Annotated in this window: 15 protein-coding genes; 10 read left to right on the forward strand and 5 right to left on the reverse strand. The window is 38.9% G+C overall.

Features of this window, described 5'->3' with window-relative positions:
- Positions 1-44: 44 nt before the first annotated feature.
- On the reverse strand, positions 45-1,151 hold the full coding sequence (locus HRT50_RS01825; RefSeq protein ID WP_291610736.1) for a hybrid-cluster NAD(P)-dependent oxidoreductase: 1,107 nt from the start codon (positions 1,149-1,151) through the stop codon (positions 45-47).
- A 109-nt stretch (positions 1,152-1,260) separates the two neighbouring features.
- Between HRT50_RS01825 and mpl the strand changes: the two genes are divergently transcribed.
- The 3 genes from mpl to HRT50_RS01840 all read left to right on the forward strand — a co-directional run bounded on the left by mpl (position 1,261) and on the right by HRT50_RS01840 (position 3,960).
- A complete protein-coding gene (gene mpl / locus HRT50_RS01830; protein ID WP_291610738.1) occupies positions 1,261-2,661 on the forward strand; it encodes a UDP-N-acetylmuramate:L-alanyl-gamma-D-glutamyl-meso-diaminopimelate ligase in 1,401 nt (466 codons plus the stop codon).
- Between the two features lie 107 nt (positions 2,662-2,768).
- The gene (gene def / locus HRT50_RS01835; protein ID WP_291610741.1) at positions 2,769-3,269 is read left to right on the forward strand and encodes a peptide deformylase; all 501 of its coding nucleotides are present in this window, start codon (positions 2,769-2,771) and stop codon (positions 3,267-3,269) included.
- A 43-nt stretch (positions 3,270-3,312) separates the two neighbouring features.
- Positions 3,313-3,960 carry a flavin prenyltransferase UbiX gene (locus tag HRT50_RS01840; protein ID WP_291610743.1) on the forward strand — a complete coding sequence of 216 codons (648 nt, stop codon included), beginning with the start codon at positions 3,313-3,315 and terminating at the stop codon, positions 3,958-3,960.
- Between the two features lie 128 nt (positions 3,961-4,088).
- Here the strand turns inward: HRT50_RS01840 and HRT50_RS01845 are convergent, their stop codons facing one another.
- From HRT50_RS01845 to HRT50_RS01860, 4 genes are all read right to left on the reverse strand, one after another.
- On the reverse strand, positions 4,089-4,553 hold the full coding sequence (locus tag HRT50_RS01845; protein ID WP_291610745.1) for a chemotaxis protein CheX: 465 nt from the start codon (positions 4,551-4,553) through the stop codon (positions 4,089-4,091).
- Between the two features lie 125 nt (positions 4,554-4,678).
- A complete protein-coding gene (locus HRT50_RS01850; protein ID WP_291610747.1) occupies positions 4,679-5,203 on the reverse strand; it encodes a DUF6702 family protein in 525 nt (174 codons plus the stop codon).
- The gene (locus HRT50_RS01855; protein WP_291610750.1) at positions 5,203-7,572 is read right to left on the reverse strand and encodes a M1 family metallopeptidase; all 2,370 of its coding nucleotides are present in this window, start codon (positions 7,570-7,572) and stop codon (positions 5,203-5,205) included. Before HRT50_RS01855 ends, HRT50_RS01850 begins: the two co-directional genes overlap by 1 nt.
- Positions 7,573-7,734: 162 nt before the next feature.
- Positions 7,735-8,175, reverse strand: coding sequence for a transcriptional repressor (locus HRT50_RS01860; RefSeq protein WP_291610752.1), 441 nt, complete (start codon positions 8,173-8,175; stop codon positions 7,735-7,737).
- Positions 8,176-8,422: 247 nt separating this feature from the next.
- On the opposite strand from HRT50_RS01860, the gene HRT50_RS01865 reads away from it, so the two are divergent.
- The 7 genes from HRT50_RS01865 (at position 8,423) to HRT50_RS01895 (ending at position 15,293) form a co-directional block, all read left to right on the forward strand.
- Complete coding sequence (locus tag HRT50_RS01865) at positions 8,423-9,499, forward strand: acyltransferase family protein (protein ID WP_291610754.1); 1,077 nt, start codon at positions 8,423-8,425, stop codon at positions 9,497-9,499.
- 160 nt (positions 9,500-9,659) lie between these two features.
- On the forward strand, positions 9,660-11,015 hold the full coding sequence (locus tag HRT50_RS01870) for a hypothetical protein (protein ID WP_291610756.1): 1,356 nt from the start codon (positions 9,660-9,662) through the stop codon (positions 11,013-11,015).
- A 446-nt stretch (positions 11,016-11,461) separates the two neighbouring features.
- A complete protein-coding gene (gene rpsF, locus HRT50_RS01875) occupies positions 11,462-11,902 on the forward strand; it encodes a 30S ribosomal protein S6 (protein ID WP_291610758.1) in 441 nt (146 codons plus the stop codon).
- A gap of 10 nt (positions 11,903-11,912) precedes the next feature.
- Entirely contained in the window at positions 11,913-12,224 is a 312-nt protein-coding gene (gene priB, locus HRT50_RS01880) for a primosomal replication protein N (RefSeq protein WP_291610858.1), read from the forward strand.
- 53 nt (positions 12,225-12,277) lie between these two features.
- The gene (rpsR, locus tag HRT50_RS01885) at positions 12,278-12,505 is read left to right on the forward strand and encodes a 30S ribosomal protein S18 (RefSeq protein ID WP_019029522.1); all 228 of its coding nucleotides are present in this window, start codon (positions 12,278-12,280) and stop codon (positions 12,503-12,505) included.
- A gap of 18 nt (positions 12,506-12,523) precedes the next feature.
- On the forward strand, positions 12,524-12,976 hold the full coding sequence (gene rplI / locus HRT50_RS01890; RefSeq protein WP_291610765.1) for a 50S ribosomal protein L9: 453 nt from the start codon (positions 12,524-12,526) through the stop codon (positions 12,974-12,976).
- An 805-nt stretch (positions 12,977-13,781) separates the two neighbouring features.
- Positions 13,782-15,293 carry a tryptophan halogenase family protein gene (locus HRT50_RS01895; protein ID WP_291610767.1) on the forward strand — a complete coding sequence of 504 codons (1,512 nt, stop codon included), beginning with the start codon at positions 13,782-13,784 and terminating at the stop codon, positions 15,291-15,293.
- The last annotated feature ends 61 nt before the right edge of the window (positions 15,294-15,354 follow it).

Below are 15,354 nucleotides of genomic sequence, written 5' to 3' on the forward strand. Positions count from 1 at the left end.
ACTCTGATTTACTGGGCTCTTATTTTCAGCGTCATGATGCTGAATTATTCATGGCTGACCACAACATCGGTAAGGGCGTTACAACTGCAAAGCAAAATATAACCTTGTTGCCGCTCGCTAGCAGATAAGCCATTAGTCGAATGCTGCTTAACTTGACCGCTTATTAATTTCGCTTTGCAACTGCCACAACAACCTCCTCGACATGAATAAGGTAAAATTAATCCCGCAGCTTCTCCTTGCTCTAATAAAGAGTCTTCTTTATTGCCTAGATATTGTTTATTCCAACGCTTAAAGGAAATTGATACTTTCGCTTTGTTGTATCCGGTTGTTATTATTTTTCTGTCAATCATAGAGTTAGTCATTGTATTTCCTTTATTAGTAGAGCTGACATCTTGCTTCGAATATTCATATTCACCATAACTTTCGTAATGGTAATGGTTAGGCGGTAAACCTAATTTTCGTAAAAGTTGTTGGGCTGTTTTTCTGAATAATTTTGGTCCACAAACATAGGTTTGATAATGACTAATCTGCTCTATATTGTGCAACATATGCTCATTTAAGCGCCCTTGAAAGCCATACCATTGTGGGCTGCTAGTTTGAGTCAGGGTGTAAATTATTTGGCAATTGCCATGTTGTCTAGCCAGACTGGTAATTTCAGCTTGAGCGATCAGGTCGTTTTCCTTTTGCGCACTATGAAGAAAGACGATTTGATTTTTACATTGTTTAGTGACCATATAACGTAGCATTGAAAGCATTGGTGTAACACCACTGCCAGCACTTAACAATAATATCTTCTGTGGAACAGACTCACTCAGATAAAAATTGCCAGCAACCACTTGAGTAGAAATTACCTGACCTACCTTAAAGTGATCATGGAAATAGTTAGAGATCTTTCCTTGCGGGATACGTTTTATGGTGATGCTAACATAATCGGCTGTTGTCGGTGAAGAAGACAATGTATAGCAGCACGACTGTGCTTTACCTGCCATTTTAACGGTAAATGTCAGGTGCTGACCGGCGTAATAGTGAAAAGACAGCTTTGTTGCTGATTTTGGGTAAGAGAAAATAAACGTTTTTACATCAGGTGTTTCTATTTGAATCTTTTGACAAATTAATTGAAATGTTTGTTTTGTCGCGGTAGGTAGGACCATTTTTTGATTTACTCAACTAAGTTTAAGCAGCCTGTTTACAGTTAAAGCTTAGTAATTAAGGTATGATATCGCCAATTATAGCGCTTCATTATCTTTGATTATTATATCTATGAGCAAAAAAATCCAACATCTTCATATATTAGGCATTTGTGGTACTTTCATGGGTGGCATTGCCGCTATAGCTAAGCAGCTTGGTTTTAAAGTCAGTGGCTCTGATGCTAACGTTTACCCGCCAATGAGCACTCAGCTAGAGCAACTTGGTATTGAGTTGAACTCAGGTTATCAAGTGGAAAATTTCACTGATGATATCGATATGGTTATTGTTGGTAATGCCATGTCCCGCGGTAACGCGATGGTGGAGTATATGTTAGATCGCAATATTCCTTATATTTCCGGACCTGAATGGCTGTTAGATAATGTTTTAAAAGACCGTTGGGTACTCGCTGTATCGGGTACACATGGCAAAACAACTACCAGTAGTATGCTGGCGTGGATTTTAGAATATGCACATATGTCGCCAGGCTTTTTAATTGGCGGAGTACCGCAAAATTTCTCTTGCTCTGCCCGCCTAGGTGATGCGCCTTTTTTTGTCATTGAAGCCGATGAATACGACAGTGCCTTTTTTGATAAACGCTCTAAATTTGTCCATTACCGACCTCGTACCTTAGTGATCAATAATTTAGAGTTTGATCATGCTGATATTTTTAATGATCTAAGTGATATTCAAAAACAATTTCATCATCTTATCCGTACAGTGCCCAGTAATGGCTTGATTTTGTCGCCGGCCAATGAAGCCGCAATTAATGAAACTTTAGCCATGGGCTGTTGGACAGCAACTGAGTTTTCTCAGCACGACACTCAGCTTGAAACGGGTTGGCAAGTTGAAAAGTTAACGGCTCAAGGCAGTGAGTTTATCGTTAAATTCGACGGTAAAACACAGGGCATAGTTAAATGGGATCTGATTGGTGATTTTAATATTGATAACGGTGTCATGGCAATAGCCGCAGCCCGTCATGCTGGCGTACCAAGCTCAGTGGCTATTGAAGCCCTAGCGGAGTTTATTAATACTAAACGCCGGTTTGAGCTGCGTGGCACAGTCAATGGTATAAGTGTTTATGATGATTTTGCCCATCATCCCACAGCCATAGCAAAAACATTAGCCGGCGTACGTGCTAAAATAGGCGAACAAGTAAAGCCTGGCCGTATCTTAGCGGTATTAGAGCCGAGATCTAATACTATGAAGTCAGGGGTGCATAAAGAAGCGCTGCCTCAGTCACTTATTGATGCTGATCAGGTCTTTATTTATCAAGGAGAGCAAGTAACTTGGTCAGTAAGTGAAATGATCAAACAGTGCCAAGCACCTTGCCAAGTTGAAGATGATATTGAAAAGTTAGTTGAAAATATAGCGCTACAAGCACAAGCGGGCGATATTATTGTTGTCATGAGTAACGGTAGTTTTGCCGGTATACATGACAAATTATTAGGCCGTTTAGCTAACATAACCGTATAAATTACATAACAGTATAAAGAAAAAAGCCGTTTAAGTATTAGCATCTAAGTAATACCATTTCGTATCATATTAGTTTAATTAAATTCGTAAAAAGAGAGCCAAGCACAATGACAGTTTTAACCATACTTACCGCCCCCAATGAGCAGTTATTAAAGCCAGCAATACCTGTAACAGATGTCAGTAAAATCCAGGTTTTAATCGAGGATTTACTTGTTACCATGTACGATACTGAAGACGGTATTGGTTTAGCGGCTACACAAGTTGGTCGCAGAGAGGCTGTAGTGGTTATCGATATTTCAGAAAACCGTGATGAGCCGTTAGTTTTAGTAAACCCAGAGATCGTTAGCGGTGAAGAAAAAGCTAAAGGTCAAGAGGGATGTTTATCTGTACCGGGTTATTACGCTGACGTAGAGCGTTTTACTAAAGTTACCGTTGAGGCGTTAGACCGCCATGGCAAAGAAATTACTATTACCAGTGATGATTTTCTTGCCATTGCTATGCAACACGAAATAGATCACTTAAAAGGTACGTTATTTATTGACTACTTGTCGCCACTTAAAAAACAAATGGCGTTAAAGAAAGTTAAAAAAATGATTAAGAACAGCTAATTTTATTGAATGACTAAGTAAATAAGCAAGAAAGTGGACATTAATGACAAATAAATCAAGCAATGCTGTAACGGGGCAAAGTGACTTTAACGGCAAAATAACACTAGCGATTACCGGTGCTTCAGGTGCGGGTTATGCCTTACGTCTAATTGAATGCTTAGTCGCTGCAAATTATCAATTATATATACTGTGCTCAAGTGCCGGCCGAATTGTTGTAGATACTGAAGTAGGTGTCAAAATTCCTAGCTCCCCAGACGGTGCTAGTGAATTTTTAACGGAAAAGTATCAAGCGAAAGCACAACAAATTACTGTTTTTGGTAAAGAGCAATGGTTCTCTCCTGTTGCTTCTGGCTCAGCGGCACCGAAACAAATGGTTGTTTGCCCTTGCTCGACCGGAACTCTGGCGGCTATTTGTCATGGTATGAGTGATAACTTGATTGAGCGAGCTGCAGATGTGGTGATAAAAGAACGTGGCCAGTTAATTTTGATGGTCAGGGAAACTCCATTCTCGACCCTGCATTTACAAAATATGCTCAGCCTCTCTCAACAGGGGGTTACCATTATGCCAGCTTCGCCAGGCTTCTATCATAAGGCAGAGTCAATTGAAGATCTTATCGATTTTATGGTGGCTAGAGTATTAGATCACCTTGGTATTGCGCAAGACATTATGCCACGTTGGGGTTATAGCTAAGACCAGTAAGGTTGAATTGCTAGACTACTATTAAAAAAGCGACCGGCTGAAACAGCTGGTCGCTTTTTTGTTAGCAACTTATATTGTTAGATTATTGCTAGATTATTTATTGAAGACTCGCGTGAGGCTTAGTCATCAAAACTAAATTCAATATAGGCTCTACCTAATTCACTTTTCAACGGAATAAGAATAACAGGGCCTTTGGCTTTGTGATGAATGGTGTGATTGGGACCAGAAACCACGATAGGTGTGGCCATATCAAACTCAATACCTTTTTCACTTAGCAGACGTTTAGCGCCGCCAGTGACCATATTAGTAATTTCACCTACTAAATCAGTAATCTCTTCGTTTACTTCATCCGGTGCTTCACCGACCATATTTTTCATTGTAGCTAAGGCTAAGCCTGCTTCAAAAGTAATTGATAAAGAGCCTTTTGCTTGCGGGCTAACCATACCAATTAAACCTGATACATCACCCATGGCGACTTCATTTTTTTTGAGTCGTGGTTTTTCTGGTATTAATTCCATTTGAGCCATAGTTGACATGACATTAAGCATTGAAGATAAAAATGGATTGATAAACTCTACATTCATGAAGATTCCGAATCTTAACTGTTTAGACAAAGTACTTTATTTGATTTTGCATGCTTATTTTACAAATGTAAATCAAATAGCGTAATAGTTTTATAGTTTATACAGTTAATCGCTTAGGGGTTTTGTTAGTGATCTGTTTGGGGAGTGATTATCGCTTCTTTAATTCTATAATCGAAAGTTAAGCTGCCAAAAAGTGCAACACCTTGAAGATCTTTACCTTGATAATTAACTGTATTCACTTGCTTAGGGTAAGTATCGATGAGTATTGCATTTTTTACCACTATTTGCGGTAAAAAACTTTGTTGCTTACTTTCTTGATAGGCTATGATTTTTCCTGAGATTATTTCAAAACCCAGCCAATTTAGCGGGATTTTTATCTTGTTTTTCTCTAGTGAAAATTGCTGTTCAAAATACTGCTGGATATATAAATCGTAACTTTTATGCTCTGCTGAAAAGTGAATTTGTTCCCGCTCAGCAATGGCATTTTCAATATCATGGGTGGTAAATTGATGGACTATTTCCAGGTGCTTAGTTTTGGCATTAACATTTAAGTCAGTCACACCAAAGAAATAGGTGTGACCTGTAGCCGAAGCTACAAGTCCCATATAAAAGCTGATAGCAAGTAAGCACTTGGTCAACACTTTAAACATTATTGTCCTTCTTCTTTCTCATCTTCGATTTCTTCATCCGAGATATCTTTAAGTTTCTTATTATAATCACGCATCATATCTTTTTTCTTGGCTTTATAAAGCTCAAAGCGAGATTGAATAGGGCGTGCGGGCCAGTAGTTATTATTTATGTTGACGTCAGCAGTTTGCCAATTAGCATCTAAGGCAATTTCAGTAATTTCTTTATCACGAATTAGCAGTTTAGATACTTTTTTGGTGTTTCTACGCCAGATTTCCGCTGGAATATAAAGATGCTCAGTAGTGCTGTCAGCATAAGTAATATCCAGTAAAATTGGCATCACTAAACCACCGTGATTAGAAAAATCGATAACATAGAACTTACTATCATTCACCAATAACTCTTGTTGCCAAGGTTCTAAATCTTTATGAGCTTTATTGTATTTATTACGGTCGGCATTAGTGGCAGTAAACTTGTCATGTTCATTATAAAAGTCTAATAACTCAGGTTTGTCTTGCGTACGCACCCATTGGCCTTTATTACGTAAATCACTGATGAATTCCGGTTGCTCGTTATCTAGTGCACGCTCCCAAGCTTCTTCGATATCAGGATTTTGACTGTTTGGACGATACAAATAGACATTATCAATAGATAAATCAACGTGATCTGTAGTGTAGAACCAGCCGCGCCAGAACCAATCTAAATCAACCGCTGAAGCATCTTCCATAGTACGGAAAAAGTCTGCTGGCGTAGGTCGCTTGAACTTCCAGCGCTGAGCATATTCTTTAAAGGCAAAGTCAAATAATTCACGACCCATAATGGTTTCGCGTAAAATATTTAATGCCGTGGCGGGTTTGCCATAAGCGTTATTACCAAACTGTAAAATAGACTCTGAGTTAGTCATAATTGGTACTTGATTATTACTTTTCATATAGCTAGTAATTTTGGCCGCATGACCACGGCGAGATGGGTAGCCTTCTTCCCAAGCTTGCTCAGCAAGGAATTGTAAAAAGGTATTCAAGCCCTCGTCCATCCAAGTCCATTGTCGTTCATCAGAATTAACAATCATTGGAAAGTAGTTGTGACCTACTTCATGAATAATAACGCCGATTAAGCCGTATTTAGTACGACGGGAATAGGTTTTCTCACCGGTTTTTTTATCTAGAGTAGGACGTGGACCATTGAAAGTGATCATTGGATATTCCATGCCACCGACAGGACCGTTTACTGAAATAGAAACTGGGTAAGGGTAATCAAAGGTATATTTATTGTATTGCTCCATCGTATGGATAATAGCTTCAGTTGAATACTTTTCCCAAAGAGGATTACCTTCGTTAGGGTAAAATGACATCGCCATAGTGTCACTGTTACCTTGCTGGTAACCTTGGGCATCCCAGATGAACTTTCGGCTAGAAGCAAAAGCAAAATCGCGAATGTTTTTGGCTTTAAAGTGCCATGTTTTTGTTTTGCTACTACGTGATTGTTCATTGGCTAACGCTTCTGCTGGCGTAATGATCAACACTGGCTTGTTAGCTGTTTTAGCTTGTTTTAAACGTTTGCGTTGAGTGCTTGTTAATACTTTACTTTCATTTTGTAAAACACCCGTAGCCGCAACAACATGGTCGGCAGGTACCGTAATTTTTACATCATAGTCACCAAATTCTAAAGTGAATTCACCACTGCCTAAAAATTGTTTATTTTGCCAGCCTATTGCATCGTAATAAGCAGCGGCTCTTGGGAACCAACTGGCAATTTCATAAAGGTAGTTATCATCTTCTTTAAAGTATTCATAACCTGAACGACCACCCAGTACTTTTTGTTCATGCAATTGGTAATGCCAGTTAATATTTATCTCGACGCTTTTACCTGATCTTAATGGTTTAGGCAGATCAATGCGCATCATAGTGCCATTGATAATATAATGTAGTGGCTTACCATTACTTGCACTTACTTTGCTTATTTCATAACCGCCATCGAACTCAGGTGCTTCTACCAGAGAACGAAAGCCTCTAAAGCTAACTTTCTTTTTACTAGGAGCAGTACTGGTCATTTTGTTAGCAGAATCACGTTTCATGCGATTTTGGTCTAGCTGTAACCATAAGTAGCGCAAGGTATCAGGAGAGTTATTCTGATAATCCATGGTTTGCGCGCCGGTTAAACGCTGGGTTTTGTCATCTAGGGCAATGGCAATGTCGTAATCAACTTGCTGCTGCCAATATTTATGGCCTGGTGCACCAGAAGCGGTACGGTAAATATTAGGAGTAGGTAATACCTCCTCTAATTGGCGGAACTTATCATCGAAGGGAGCTTTACTTGCTTGGCTATTTGCTGACAGTAGGCCAGAAAATGCCAGTACTAGGCCTATTAAGGCAGTAGACGTTGAATATTTCATAATTTTCCAGTGTAGATTTAGCACACGTTTTTATAGAGTGTATACAATATTTAATACTGATCTGGCTTTTATATCACAATCAGCAACACCTTGTTACTTACAAAGAGTCATTTGCGATAAAAAGCTAATTAATTAGGATAAATGGATAGAGGGTAATGAAGATCAGACTTGAGTACAGTTTTTACAGCTGCCATGTGCTTCAACGATTTGATGACTGATGGTGAAACCATTGGCATCAGCCATAGTGCGCAAAGCTAAATCAAAGTTATTAGATTGTATTTCTTCAACATGGCCACATTGGTCGCAAATTAATAGTTGCACCGGGTGATTACATTCACCGAAATGATGACACATGATAAAGGCATTAATGGACTCTATTTTATGCACAAAGCCCTGTTTAGATAAAAAATCTAAAGCACGATAAATGGTGGCTGGTTTAGCCGCAGCATCTAATTCTTTTAGTTCAGCTAATAGATCGTAGGCGCCAACAGCCCCTTGATGATTAGCCAATAGTAAAAAAACTTGTTCTCTTACTTTAGTAAAACGAGCGCCTTTTTTTTGGCAAACGAGTTGTGCTTGATGTAATAAAGATTCTGCCGTCATGGTGCTATTCGGATATTTTTAGTCTAGGAGTTGATTAGTTTTCCAGTGTAGCATAGCTCTTTATCAGGACGTAAATATTTTTAGCTTGGCCAATTCACTAGCTAGCATGGCTTGTTAGTGAATGGTTTATATCTTGGTTATAAACCATTCGCCATTTATTTACCCTTACATTACAATGAGGTTCATTTGTCAAAAGACAGCGCTGTCTTTTGACCTTATTTGATGGTTAACCTGCTAGGAAATTAACATGACCCGTTATCTCGCGCTCGATGCTTTTAGAGGCATTACCATAGCTTTAATGATTTTAGTGAATACGCCGGGAACCTGGTCGCATGTTTATGCGCCCTTATTACATGCAGAGTGGCATGGCGCTACACCAACGGATTTAGTCTTCCCATTTTTCTTATTCATCATTGGTTCTGCGATGTTCTTCTCTTTCAAAAAGAGTAACTTTGCTGCCAGCCCCGAGCAATTTAAACGAATTATTAAACGTGGTTTTATCATGTTTTTTATTGGCTTTATGTTAAATGTTATTCCATTTACTACTAATATCGATGATTGGCGCATTATGGGAGTATTACAGCGTATAGGTATCGCGTATGCGGTAGCGGCTTGCTTAGTATTAATACTAAATCGCAGTGGCATATTCATAGTGTCAGCGGTAATCTTATTAGCGTATTGGGCATTACTCTTGAGTGTTGGTGATGGGGCGTTAACCATTGACGGTAATATTATTCGTCAGCTTGATTTAGCCGTACTTGGCGCTAACCATATGTATACTATGCGCGGTGTTGCTTTTGAGCCGGAAGGGTTATTAAGTACCATTCCTGCCATTGTTAATATGCTGCTTGGTTTTGAACTAACGCGTTATTTAACCAGTATTAAAGATAAAAAAAGTAGTGTTATTAAGTTAACTCTTATTGGCGGCTTAGCCATTGGCTTTGGTGCATTATGGAGTTTAGTTCTACCCATTAATAAGTCATTATGGACACCATCGTATGTGATTTATAGCACAGGTTTTGCTTGTCTATTATTGGCAGCCTTTATCTGGTTAATTGATATCATGAAACAAGTTAAACTTGCTCAGCCTTTACTGGTCTATGGTACCAACCCATTATTTGTTTATGTATTGTCATTCTTAGTGGTGACGCTATATTTCCACATAAATATTGGCGATAGCAATATGTATGCTTGGCTATATCAGCAGCTTAGTTCGGTATTACCAGCGAAATTAGCATCCTTTATTTTTGCTTTTTCACATGTGGCACTTTTCTGGTATGTGTCATTAAAGCTCTATCAACGCAAAATATTCATCAAAATTTAGTGACATTATCTTAGCCGTTAATTTCAACGTGAACTTCTTAAGTTAACGGCTTAAAAGACTATCAAAAAGCCTTGTTTTTGTTATGCTTAACTAATAAAGAATGATTGTTAATTATTATTTATTAGCTAAGTAAAGTAAAAATAAGGAGTCTTTTCTACGAGTGAATAAAGCTAAACTCAGCCAAGATGAAAACTTGTCATTCAAAGTCAGTCATCAGCTATTGCCGCAAGATTATCAGCGTATCGATCTCTACTTCTCACTTCCGGTTGAAATGGGCATCAATCCTAGTACCCTCAACGAAGAAGAATTTTTTTACTCCAACATTAAAAGCCATAGTGCTTATTATGCGGATAAATTACACCTGCCGTTAGTCAGAAGCCGTTTTATTAGCCAAAATAAAGGTGAACAAAGCGATTACCGGCTAAACCTTAATTTATATTCTTACCAAGTAAAAAAGGCACTGGATGCCGATATCAAGCAAACATTAAAGCTAAAAACAGCGGAAGAATTTTATCCTGCGGCAATTGAGTTGGCAGAGCAAACGCAATCCTTGACCAAAAAATTACGACGTTATACTCCCTCCGATAACAAACTTATCTCTTTTTTTGAAAATGCCGACAACTATTTAAGCTGGCATATAGAGCAATCATTTTTAAAGTTATTAACGTTAGGGCCAAAGAGTTCTGAATTTACCCCTGAACGTGAGTTGCTGTTGAGTTTATGTAAAGGTGAAAATAGCTATCGCGTTGATAATAAATATAACTCTCAAGTTACCCTAGACGACGCTAACCGTATCACCAATAAAATGCGTTTATTACAACGGTTAATAGAGTATGGTGTGGTCTTTAAACGGCAAACCCGTTATTTGAACCTTAACTTAAAGCGATTAGTGCGTGGTGTGGTAACCGCAATTATCATGGCTTTTGTTATGGTGTTGGTATTGAATGCTCGTTCGAATTTTACCGAAGTGACAGTGGCGTTAGTAGCCTTTCTTGGCCTTATTTATGGTTTACGAGAAACCTTTAAAGAGGACTTAACCAGTCTAATATGGCGTAAAATTCAAAAAGGCCGACCTAAATGGCAAAATCTATTTACCCATAGCGTCACCAAAAAGCGGGTTTTAAGTCAAATTCTGTGGCTAGAATATATCAGCAGTAAAGATTTGCCTAAGTCAGTGAATGCATTGTTTCAGCAGCGCAGACAGCAAAACAAACAAGATGCGCAATTATTGCATTTTCGCTGTGATAACAAGGTTATGGCGAAAGAATTTTTACCGGGTTATGATGAAATTCAGCAACAAACCTTTTTTAACTTAACGCCTTTTGTTCGTTTTTTGAAAAAAGGCGCAGGTCGACTATATAGTTTAGATGGCCAGAAAATTTCTAGCCAAGGGGTTGAGCGGCGTTATCAAATCAACCTTATATTACGTCATGTATATAAAGGCGAAGAATCATTGCAACGTTTTAAAATCACCTTGAATCGCTCAGCAATTGTCAATATCGAACCCATAGGCTAATACCAAGTCCATTAAGTTTGTTCCCACTCAGAGCTTGCCAGCGTTTTGAGAACAAATAGAACTTTTTTTGCATATAGTCACTCTATATGAAAGAAATTTTATGCGGTTATCGAATGGCTGGAAAACTCCCAAGGGCGAGTTTAAAAGGCTGACATGCTGCGTTATTGATTTTGATAAGGGAATAACCATTATCTACAATCAATGCCTGGCCTCTGAGCCTTTTAACTCTCGCTGAATTGGAAGAAACTTATTGGAATTGGTATATAGTCACTTTAGCTAAGCAAAGGTAAATTTAAGCTGTTGCTATTAGCACTTATCTATTACTTGCTTTTATTGCTTGTTTTCCCTACAATACGCCTCCTTAATTCAGCCTGAACTTTTTGTTCCTTGCCTCAACTGGTGTTGGCTGAGCCAGACTATGAGGCTACAACCGTAAGGAGCTCGTAATGCGTCATTACGAAATCGTATTTATGGTTCACCCTGATCAGAGTGAACAAGTGTCTGGTATGATCCAGCGCTACACAGACTTGATTAATGCTGCTGAAGGCAAAATCCACCGTCTTGAAGACTGGGGCCGTCGCCAATTAGCATACCCAATCAATAAACTACACAAAGCACACTATGTTCTTATGAACATTGAAGCGCCACAGTCAGTTATTGATGAGTTAGAAACAGCTTTCCGTTATAACGAAGTTGTTATTCGTAACATGATCATGCGTACTAAAGACGCGGTAACTGAAGCATCGCCTATGGCTGCTGCTAAAGATGACCGTCGTGACGATCGTCGTGATGACCGTCGCGAAGTTAAGAAAGAAGTTACTACTGCGCCAGTTGAAGCTAAAGAAGTCTCTACAGAAGAGAAGTCTGAAGAAGCTGCTAGCGAATAAGTAATTTGTGATGCTCTCGCAAGAGAATTGCCTAGTGTTGGTTGGTGAGGTAGTAAGAACACCAAAACAGTCAACTAGCCCAGCTGGTATTGCTCATAGTCAGTTTTCAATAGACCATAAGTCTATACAAAATGAAGCCGGCATGAATCGACAAGCATTTGTCAGAATACAAGTTGTTGCTACAGGTAAATTATCACACTTAACACGTGAATTAGTTGCTGGACAAAATGTAAAAGTGAGTGGTTTTATCAACCGCCACGAATCTAGAAACGGAAACCCGCTTTTAGTGTTACATGCCCAGCAAATTGAAATGATTAATTAGGCTTTATTTACTAACGGAATCGTTATTTAAATAAAACCATATTGGAGAACTCCATGTCTCGTTTTTTTAGACGCCGTAAGTTTTGTCGCTTCACAGCGGAAGGCGCAACTTCTATTGATTATAAAGATGTTGCTACTTTAAAAAACTATATCACTGAAAGTGGTAAAATTGTTCCTAGCCGTATCACTGGTACTGCTGCTAAATATCAACGTCAATTAACTCGTGCGATCAAACGCGCTCGTTACTTGTCATTGTTACCATACACAGACTTACACAAGTAAGCTTAAAAGGGGTTTATTATGGAAGTAATTCTTCTAGACAAAATCGCCAAATTAGGCGGCCTTGGTGACAAGGTATCTGTTAAATCAGGTTATGCACGTAACTACTTATTACCACAAGGTAAAGCAGTATTTGCATCTGAAGCTAACGTTGAGCACTTTGAAGCTCGTCGTGCTGACATCGAAGCTAAATTAGCTGAAGTATTAGCCGCAGCTGAAGCTCGTGCAGCGAAAATTGTTGAGTTAGCTGAAGTTACTATCGCATCAAAATCTGGTGACGAAGGTAAATTATTCGGTTCTATTGGTACTCGTGATATCGCTGATGCGATCACTGAAGCTGGCGTTGAAGTTGCTAAAGCTGAAGTACGTTTACCATTAGGTGCTATCCGCGAAACAGGTGAATTCGAAATCGTTATTCACTTACACACTGATGTTGATACTAGCATCAAAGTTGTAGTTATCGCTGAAGCATAATAACTTTGTCATAGCGTTAAGCTATAGCGATTAAGTTATTAATAAAAACACCGCACTCTCTTTGAGGTTGCGGTGTTTTTTTATGGCTATTTTTTACTCTTTAAGTCGGATAAAGTAATACCAATTTGACTAAGTTTGTTCCCACTCAGAGCTTGTCAGCGTTTTGAGAACAAATTGAATTTTTTTGCATATAGTCACTCTATATGAAAGAAATTCAGTGCGGTTATCTAATCGCTGAAAATCTCCCGCAGGGCGAGTTTAAAAGGCTTACATGCTACGTTATTGATTTTGACAATGGAATAACCATTCTCTTCAATCAATGCCTTGCCTCTAAGCCTTTTAACTCTCGCTGAGTGAGAAGAAACTTAATCAAAATGGTATAAGTATAAAAAAAGTTGGCGTCATTACAACGCCAACCAAAATGGAGCAGGAAAGTCGAATTAAATGCTCGCATTTTAACTAGTATTGAAACCACTTGATAACCTTACTAGAAAAACTATTAACGTGCTCAGCAACCAGGAAAAGCTGCTTAGCATGTTTGCTCGTGTAAATTAATTACGCTTGTTACCTAGACAGTTTGCCGTGTAATGCCACCGAAATGTTACACTTTTCTATCACATGTTGATACTTTTCTGTTTGTTTTTACACGGCGACTTTTTCCGGTAAATTAGTGTTTAATCCAAGCTAATTACTTTGGTTTTATCGGTATTAATATCATCAGTTACAGTTGTTTTTTAAAGGCTTTATAGTAGAGTGTAGGTTAGTTTATTTCTTTATTCCGTCGTGGTTGGGTGTTAAAAACATTATGTCTGGTGCAATTGAAAAAGTTGTTATTGTTGGTGGTGGAACTACCGGTTGGATGGCTGCGGCAAGCTTATTAAAATATGCGACAGATAAAAATATTACCGTCACTTTAGTTGAGTCGCCAACCATTAGTACCGTGGGTGTTGGTGAAGCGACTATTCCTAATATTGTCGATTTCAATCGTAACTTAGGCATTGATGAAGTTGAGCTGATCAAAGCAACTCAAGCGACCTTTAAGTTAGGTATTGAGTTTGAAGATTGGTATAAAAAGGGAGAGCGATTTTTTCATCCTTTTGCCGATTACGGCTTGAAAGTCGATAATGTTGAGTTTCATCATTACCTTAACAAGCTCAATCAGCAAGGTACCAAAGTTGATTTAGAAGATTACAGCTTTGCTTGTGCGCTAGCCAAACAGGGAAAATTCGCCCAACCTAACCCAAACCCGAGCAATCCACTTGCTGAATACTCATACGCTTATCATTTAGATGCAGTATTGTACGCTAAATTTCTCTGTGATTTTTCAGTGAAAAAAGGCGTTGAACATATTTTAGCCAACGTAACTGAAGTGAACTTAAATAACGACTCAGGTTTTATTGAATCACTGACTTTAGATGATGGTCGTCAGATCAACGGAGATTTATTTATCGATTGCTCTGGTTTTAAAGGGCTGTTAATTGAAGGTGCTATGGGCATTGAACTGGACGATTTAAGCCAGTGGTTACCGTGTGATAGTGCCGTAGCAGTGCAAACTACACTTGTGGGAAATCCTAACCCGTATACCCGAGCCATCGCAAAAGATTCAGGCTGGCAATGGCAAATACCATTACAACATCGTATGGGCAATGGTTACATTTATAGCAGTAAATTTACCGATGATAATGCCGCGCAAGAGAGTTTACTTGCCAGTATTGACGGTAAAACCATCAATGAGGTACGCAAGTTTTCTTTGCCGGTAGGGCGACGTAAAGTTACTTGGCATAAAAACTGTTTTGCGTTGGGCTTGGCGGCTGGGTTTCTTGAGCCATTAGAGTCATTGGGAATTTCATTAATTCAAACGGGCATTGCTAAGTTATTAACCTTCTTTCCTGATAAATCGTTTAATAGTGCCGATATTGCCGAAGTAAACCGTTTACAAAATTGCGAGTTAGACCGCATTGTTGATTTTCTAGTGCTGCATTACAAACTCAGCGCCCGTGATGATACTGAGTTTTGGCGTTATTGCCAGAACATGGCAATTCCCGATAGTTTAGCGCATAAAGTTGAGGTGTTTAAAAGCCAAGGACATGTGGTGATGCATGATCATGAATCTTTTGAACGCGCCAGTTGGTTGTCGATGTACCACGGCTTTAATGTGGTGCCACAGCGCTACGATGTGCGTATTCAAAATGTTGATGTGAGTGTTATTGAAGCTAAGTTGGCGCAAATGCGAAACTCAATGGCGGGCGCTGCTCAGCAGGCGATGTCGCATCAAGACTTTATCAGTAAACATTGCCGATCGCGGTGTGAACTATAGTTTTTTAGTGTACTTATGCTATGGAATATAAAAGAAAACGCGCTGCTTAGTTGATAATTAG

This window comes from Colwellia sp. (genome assembly GCF_013215345.1).
GTDB lineage: Bacteria > Pseudomonadota > Gammaproteobacteria > Enterobacterales > Alteromonadaceae > Colwellia.

Excerpts from the sequence above, each read along its gene's own strand:
- HRT50_RS01825 (WP_291610736.1), bottom strand. The coding sequence starts at position 1,151 with ATGGTCCTACCTACCGCGACAAAACAAACATTTCAATTAATTTGTCAA.
- mpl (WP_291610738.1), top strand. The coding sequence starts at position 1,261 with ATGAGCAAAAAAATCCAACATCTTCATATATTAGGCATTTGTGGTACT.
- def (WP_291610741.1), top strand. The coding sequence starts at position 2,769 with ATGACAGTTTTAACCATACTTACCGCCCCCAATGAGCAGTTATTAAAG.
- HRT50_RS01840 (WP_291610743.1), top strand. The coding sequence starts at position 3,313 with ATGACAAATAAATCAAGCAATGCTGTAACGGGGCAAAGTGACTTTAAC.
- HRT50_RS01845 (WP_291610745.1), bottom strand. The coding sequence starts at position 4,553 with ATGAATGTAGAGTTTATCAATCCATTTTTATCTTCAATGCTTAATGTC.
- HRT50_RS01850 (WP_291610747.1), bottom strand. The coding sequence starts at position 5,203 with ATGTTTAAAGTGTTGACCAAGTGCTTACTTGCTATCAGCTTTTATATG.
- HRT50_RS01855 (WP_291610750.1), bottom strand. The coding sequence starts at position 7,572 with ATGAAATATTCAACGTCTACTGCCTTAATAGGCCTAGTACTGGCATTT.
- HRT50_RS01860 (WP_291610752.1), bottom strand. The coding sequence starts at position 8,175 with ATGACGGCAGAATCTTTATTACATCAAGCACAACTCGTTTGCCAAAAA.
- HRT50_RS01865 (WP_291610754.1), top strand. The coding sequence starts at position 8,423 with ATGACCCGTTATCTCGCGCTCGATGCTTTTAGAGGCATTACCATAGCT.
- rpsF (WP_291610758.1), top strand. The coding sequence starts at position 11,462 with ATGCGTCATTACGAAATCGTATTTATGGTTCACCCTGATCAGAGTGAA.
- priB (WP_291610858.1), top strand. The coding sequence starts at position 11,913 with ATGCTCTCGCAAGAGAATTGCCTAGTGTTGGTTGGTGAGGTAGTAAGA.
- rpsR (WP_019029522.1), top strand. The coding sequence starts at position 12,278 with ATGTCTCGTTTTTTTAGACGCCGTAAGTTTTGTCGCTTCACAGCGGAA.
- rplI (WP_291610765.1), top strand. The coding sequence starts at position 12,524 with ATGGAAGTAATTCTTCTAGACAAAATCGCCAAATTAGGCGGCCTTGGT.
- HRT50_RS01895 (WP_291610767.1), top strand. The coding sequence starts at position 13,782 with ATGTCTGGTGCAATTGAAAAAGTTGTTATTGTTGGTGGTGGAACTACC.